Origin of the sequence: Aquirufa sp., assembly GCF_044377215.1 — a bacterium.
GTDB lineage: Bacteria > Bacteroidota > Bacteroidia > Cytophagales > Spirosomataceae > Aquirufa.
Genome location: NZ_JBILJM010000055.1, coordinates 1 through 5,898, shown reverse-complemented (window position 1 = coordinate 5,898; position 5,898 = coordinate 1). Strand labels below are relative to the sequence as shown.

Here is a 5,898-nt window from a genome sequence, read left to right as displayed (position 1 = left end):
CGTTCGGTTTAAAGTAAATTTCAGATCCGCCAAAAATTCGATCAATCGAAGGTGGTAATTCGATTTTGGGAAAAAGTCCGCGGCTTTGGATGGAATTATTCCCATCAATGCCTTTCGCATAATCGGTCCAAAAACTTCGATTTACTTGGGTATTTTGTCGCTGATAATAGTTCTCTAATGAAAAAGTACGCGTAGGATTAACGGTTAGATTTCCGACCTGATCTTTTTGAATAATTTGGCCGTTGGCAATTTCAGTCGAAGTCTTCGCCCCTTTCACGGAATAAATCGAAAATGGAGAACGACTTGTTGATGTACTGTAGCTTGATAAAGTGGTCTTTTTGAGCCTATAACGAGGCTTTCTGCCACTTTTTTCTAAAATTTTACTCGAATCAATCGCTAATTCTTGGGCTACTAGATTAGTTGACAAACAAAGACTCATCACCAACAAGAACTGCTGCGCTTTTGAAATCCAATGTTGTCTATGACTAATTTGCACGAATCTATTTAAAAACGATTAACGTAATGCAAGCTTAATTAATTGCTCAATCGAAGCATCTGGATTTGCTTTTAATAGCTGATCCAAACTTTTTTCAGCGGCAATTCTAGGAAGACCTAACGTCACTAAAGCAGCTAAAGCCTCATGTTTTACGCCAAAACTCTTGTCATGCGCAGCAGCACCTGCATCCACAAACAAGATATCTTTCTTACACTTATCTTTTAATTCCAGAATAACCCGTTGGGCAGTTTTCGAGCCGATTCCTTTTATTGACTGAATCAGACCGATATTCTCATTCATAATTGCCGACCGGATTTCTCCGGACGAAAAGGAAGAAAGCATCACCAATGCAGTACTCAAACCAATACCAGAAACACTAATTAGATCTAAAAAAAGATATTTTTCATCCATGGAATGAAAGCCAACCAACGTATGTGAGTCTTCCTTAATTTGTAAATGCGTAAACAAATGACAAAGTTCACTGCCATCAGCTAAAGCGTCATATGTCTGAAGAGAGATCTTAACTTCATAACCCACACCTTGCACATCGATGATGACATGCGTCCGATCTTTGTGCGCCAGTTTACCTTTTAAATAAGCGATCATATTAGGAAATTCGTAAGCGCATTCCCGGGCGTAAAATAGCCTTTGAACGCAAATGATTTATTTTTTTTAATTTCTCAACGGTCAATCCGTTATGCCGTTCGGCAATATCAGACAAGGTATCTCCAGACCGCACTTTATAGTATCTAATTTGTTTTTTTGCGGCTGGTTTACGAACAACTACTGGTATGGAGTCGTTGGGCGCATCAAAACTAGATGATGCCAAATTTACTTTTTCACGAATACGCGTATAATACGCAATACGCTTTCCTTTCTTTAATCGATTGGACCGCAAATGATTCACGCGTTTGAGTTCCGATACCGAAGTACCTACGATCCGCGCTATATCATACAGGTTTTGACCACGTTTTACAGTGATTGTTTTCTTAACTAATCGGTCCACAAATTGAAAAGCCAGACTATCTGAACGACTGACATATCCTGCCGAATCTAAGATAGCAAGGCGGTTTGCTTGAAAATAGGCAACTTTATCTTTGGGAATTCGAATGATAATTTTTCGCACATCTGCTGGTAAAATCGCAGCTAAAACATGTGGATTTAATACACGAAACGTATCAGTTGAAATCGATGCTAACCGATTTAGTAAAGCCAAATTTAAATATCCCTTCACATGAATGGTATCCGAAGGAATAACTTGATGATATTTTTCAGCCTGAATTGCATGATCCCAATTGTAATTCATCATGTAGGTCATGGCAATAAATTGTGGAACATAAGCACGTGTTTGTTTGGGTAAACAGTCATAAATTCCCCAAAAGTCACTTTTCCCACATTTTCGAATCGCACGTTTTACATTGCCAGGACCCGTGTTATAAGCCGCTAAAGCCATGTGCCAGTCGCCAAAAATACGGTGTAATTGGCTTAAATATTTACACGCAGCCTCTGTCGCTTTCTCAACATCAAAGCGCTCATCTACAAACGAGTCCACACGCATACCAAAATCACCACGTGCCGTATAGGGCATAAATTGCCACAAACCAGCGGCTCCTTTATTTGATAGTGCTTTCGGTTCTAAACCTGATTCGATTAATGATAGGTATTTTAACTCGTCAGGAAGATTATATTGCTTTAGGTATTTTTCGTAAATCGGAAAATACGTATCGCGCTTCTCCAACATCCGTTTAGTAAATTCGGCCTTTTTAAAAGCAAAATATTCAACAAATTGATGCGTTTGAAGATTGTAATTAAGTGGGATTCGTTGTTGCAACGATGCTAAACGCTTTTGTACAAGTAACGGATCGATCATTAGCGCCGTAGGTAATCCCTGTTCAACATTAGCTAAGGAATCAGCGAAATTCAATTCATCGCTTGGAAAATAAGATTTGCCCGCATTTACTTCCTGCGGATATGACGTAGAGGCTGTTATTTGCGCAGAAATACGCAAAGCAAAAAGACAAAATAGAACGACAAAACTAAGTTGTTTCATGATGCTTGAATCATTTTCGCAAAGTTCAATAATCCCGCTTCATCAAATGACCTTCCCATGACTTGGAAACCCATCGGCAATAGATTTGAGTCCAATCCCATCGGAATGGATAAGGCAGGCAATCCAGTTACATTAGCCTGAACAGTAAATAAATCACCTAAATACATTTGCAATGGGTCTACCGTTTTTTCTCCCAAACGGTAAGCCGTAGAAGACGTGGTAGGCGAAATAATGAAATCTACATCAGCCAAAATAGCCAAAGTACGCTCTTGAATAAGTCTCCGAACCTGCTGTGCTTTCGTATAATAAGCATCATAATAATCAGCGCTCAACACAAACGTACCTAACATAATACGTCGTTTAACCTCTTCTCCAAATCCTTCTTCACGCGTTTTTTTATACAAGTCCATTAGGTCCTTTGGGTTTTCAGTCCGATGACCAAATTTAACGCCATCGAATCGAGCTAAATTAGAACTAGCTTCAGCAGTAGTTAAGACATAATAGGTGGGAAGCATTTGGTTTAAATACGCAAAATCAACGCTAACTACCTCAATACCAGTTGATTCGATAGCTTCCACTTGCGTAAAAAAAGCATCTCGTATTTCACTTTGTAAACTTGGGTGTTCGACAATTTCTTTAATATAGGCAATACGCTTTTTCGGTTGGTATGCCATTTTAGGCGCCTCGGTCAGCGTACTATCAAAGCCGTCTTCTCCCTCAATGCACGCTAAAACCAAAGCCAAATCTTCCAAATGATGTGCTATCGGACCGATGGAATCAAAAGATGATGCATAAGCAATTAAACCCCAGCGTGACACCCGACCGTAGGTTGGTTTCAAACCCATAACTCCACAAAAAGCTGCTGGCATGCGGATTGAGCCACCGGTATCTGTCCCAAGTGAGACCTGACACATACCGGCTTGAACGGCTACGGCTGACCCCCCAGAGCTTCCTCCTGCCACATGGGCCGTATTCGCAAAATTTAAAACGGGACCAAAAGACGAATTTTCATTCGTGGATCCCATCCCAAACTCATCGCAGTTTTGTCGGCCTATGATAATCGCATCCGCATCCAATAAACGCTGAACTGCGGTAGCAGAAAAAGTAGATTCAAACCCATTTAATATTTGACTTCCTGCTTGGGACCCGTGCGATTCATAGCAAAGTAAATCTTTAATACCCACAACTAAACCTGCTAATGAGCCTGCTTGTCCCGCGGCTATTTTTTGATCAATTACCTCGGCGCGCGCTAATGCCTCATCCCGGTAAACTGCTAAAAATGCATTTAGCTTATCATTATACGCATCTATTTGGGCTAAATGATTTTGAATTAAGCCAACGCACGTTTGCTCACCTGCATTTAACTGCCTACGAATTTCCGAATATGGGAGGGGCAATTGATTCATTAAAAAGGGGATTCATTAAAACACAAAAGCATAGTTGGCGTAAACACCAACTATGCATTTTAAAACTAAAATCGAAAGATTACTTCTTCGTTTCGTCTAGTTCTTTATTGATTTGATCTTTTACTTCATTTTTGGCATCTTGGAATTCGCGGATACCTTTTCCAAGTCCACGCATCAATTCAGGTAATTTTTTACCTCCAAAAAACAAAAGAATGGCTAAGCCGATAAGCAATAATTCACCACCACCTAATCCATTTAAAAATAGTAATATACTTGAGATGTTCATTGTGTCAATTTTTTAATTTTGTAAATATATTCAATAGTCGTTAAAAATCCTTTAATAAGGCTCAAACATTCACATGTTTTTCAAATTCATCTAACTCCTTTTTGATTGACTTACCTACCCATAATACAAGGGCTAAATCATCTGTAAATCCTATAAAAGGAAGTACATCCGGGATAAAATCAAATGGAGAAACAAAGTAAAACAAAACTGCTACAATTTTTACTAACGTAATAGCTGGCAATTTCTTGTATCGCCCTTGCACATACGCTTTAATCATTTCACTGAACAACAAAACGTAATGATTTAACAATCTAACCACCGTCAAATTACTTTGAGCGGCTAGTTCACTAACTTTTTTTAAGGATTGCTGAACAATGCGCAATAAACCTAACTTATCCTGTGACATGGCAGATTCAGCTTTCTCTAACGCTTTTTCAAAAAAGGAAGATGAAACGATGCGATCAATAAAATTAGATTGTTTGGCCATTTTTCAAAATTAATTTTTAAATATACTAAAATCAACTTTAAAATGAAGCCGACTTACCCCTAATTCAATTCATTTTTAAAATAGATACTACATTTGACGATTATGTCTTATTTTTGCGGTGTTTTTGAATCAATCTTTCCTAAATATAAACACAATGAAAATCACCGTAGTAGGAGCTGGTGCCGTAGGGGCAACTTGCGCTGACAACATCGCTAGAAAAGAATTAGCAGATGAATTAGTATTATTAGATATCAAAGAAGGCATTGCGGAAGGCAAAACGCTTGATATGTTTCAAACTGCTTCCTTATTTGGTTTCGACACTAAATTAATTGGCTCAACCAATGATTATTCAAAAACAGCCAATTCAGATGTTGTTGTAATCACATCCGGTTTGCCACGGAAACCAGGTATGACACGCGAAGAGCTAATCGGCGTTAACGCAGGGATCGTAAAAAGTGTTGTTGAAAACATTTTAAAATTCTCTAAAAATCCAATCATTGTAATCATTTCTAACCCGATGGACACAATGACTTATTTAACCAAATCAATAACTGGATTGGATAAACACCGCATCATCGGTATGGGTGGAACATTAGACTCAGCTCGTTTCAAATGCTATTTAGCAAAAGCGATGGACGTTTCAATCAACGATATCCACGGAACGGTAATCGGTGGTCACGGAGATACAACCATGATTCCATTAAAGCGTTTGGCAACCTATAATGGCGTTCCAGTAAGCCAATTCTTAGATGCAGAAACTTTAGATAAAGTAGCTGCTGACACGATGGTAGGTGGTGCAACCTTAACAGGCTTGTTAGGAACTTCGGCTTGGTATGCTCCTGGTGCTGCTGGTGCAGCATTAGTTGAGGCGATTGTTCGTGATGAGAAAAAAATCATGGCATGTTGCGTGTCACTGGAAGGCGAATATGGCCAATCAGACATTTGCCTAGGTGTACCCGTAGTACTTGGCAAAAACGGTTGGGAGAAAATTGTCGATTATAAATTAACAGAAGAAGAACAAGCTGCTTTCAATAAATCAGCTGAAGCCGTTCGTAATATGAATTCAGTATTAGCGACTTTGTCTATCTAATCTAGTATTCAAAAGTGTAAAAGGGCCATTTGTCAACCGACAGATGGCCCTTTTTTTATTTTGAGCGGATGGCAATAACTGGA

Annotated in this window: 7 protein-coding genes; 1 reads left to right on the top strand and 6 read right to left on the bottom strand. The window is 38.9% G+C overall.

Annotated features, from left to right (window positions below):
• From ACIQ6T_RS11115 to ACIQ6T_RS11090, 6 genes are all read right to left on the bottom strand, one after another.
• Nucleotides 1-496: hypothetical protein (locus ACIQ6T_RS11115; protein ID WP_395786382.1), on the bottom strand; the 496-nt coding region annotated here is incomplete at its 3' end.
• Between the two features lie 18 nt (nt 497-514).
• Nucleotides 515-1,102, bottom strand: a complete 588-nt coding sequence (gene ruvA / locus ACIQ6T_RS11110; protein ID WP_395786380.1) for a Holliday junction branch migration protein RuvA — start codon at nt 1,100-1,102, stop codon at nt 515-517.
• Nucleotide 1,103: 1 nt separating this feature from the next.
• Complete coding sequence (locus ACIQ6T_RS11105) at nt 1,104-2,546, bottom strand: transglycosylase SLT domain-containing protein (protein WP_395786378.1); 1,443 nt, start codon at nt 2,544-2,546, stop codon at nt 1,104-1,106.
• The gene (gatA, locus tag ACIQ6T_RS11100) at nt 2,543-3,952 is read right to left on the bottom strand and encodes an Asp-tRNA(Asn)/Glu-tRNA(Gln) amidotransferase subunit GatA (protein ID WP_395786376.1); all 1,410 of its coding nucleotides are present in this window, start codon (nt 3,950-3,952) and stop codon (nt 2,543-2,545) included. Before gatA ends, ACIQ6T_RS11105 begins: the two co-directional genes overlap by 4 nt.
• Before the next feature lie 79 nt (nt 3,953-4,031).
• Complete coding sequence (locus ACIQ6T_RS11095; RefSeq protein WP_315575355.1) at nt 4,032-4,238, bottom strand: twin-arginine translocase TatA/TatE family subunit; 207 nt, start codon at nt 4,236-4,238, stop codon at nt 4,032-4,034.
• A gap of 61 nt (nt 4,239-4,299) precedes the next feature.
• Nucleotides 4,300-4,725 carry a YkvA family protein gene (locus tag ACIQ6T_RS11090; protein ID WP_395786374.1) on the bottom strand — a complete coding sequence of 142 codons (426 nt, stop codon included), beginning with the start codon at nt 4,723-4,725 and terminating at the stop codon, nt 4,300-4,302.
• Nucleotides 4,726-4,879: 154 nt separating this feature from the next.
• Between ACIQ6T_RS11090 and mdh the strand changes: the two genes are divergently transcribed.
• Nucleotides 4,880-5,815: a malate dehydrogenase gene (gene mdh / locus ACIQ6T_RS11085; RefSeq protein WP_395786372.1), complete on the top strand. Its 936-nt coding sequence runs from the start codon at nt 4,880-4,882 to the stop codon at nt 5,813-5,815.
• Nucleotides 5,816-5,898: the final 83 nt, after the last annotated feature.

What these genes read in the sequence shown, in the direction of transcription:
- ruvA (WP_395786380.1), bottom strand. Translation starts at nt 1,102, where the DNA reads ATGATCGCTTATTTAAAAGGTAAACTGGCGCACAAAGATCGGACGCAT.
- ACIQ6T_RS11105 (WP_395786378.1), bottom strand. Translation starts at nt 2,546, where the DNA reads ATGAAACAACTTAGTTTTGTCGTTCTATTTTGTCTTTTTGCTTTGCGT.
- gatA (WP_395786376.1), bottom strand. Translation starts at nt 3,952, where the DNA reads ATGAATCAATTGCCCCTCCCATATTCGGAAATTCGTAGGCAGTTAAAT.
- ACIQ6T_RS11095 (WP_315575355.1), bottom strand. Translation starts at nt 4,238, where the DNA reads ATGAACATCTCAAGTATATTACTATTTTTAAATGGATTAGGTGGTGGT.
- ACIQ6T_RS11090 (WP_395786374.1), bottom strand. Translation starts at nt 4,725, where the DNA reads ATGGCCAAACAATCTAATTTTATTGATCGCATCGTTTCATCTTCCTTT.
- mdh (WP_395786372.1), top strand. Translation starts at nt 4,880, where the DNA reads ATGAAAATCACCGTAGTAGGAGCTGGTGCCGTAGGGGCAACTTGCGCT.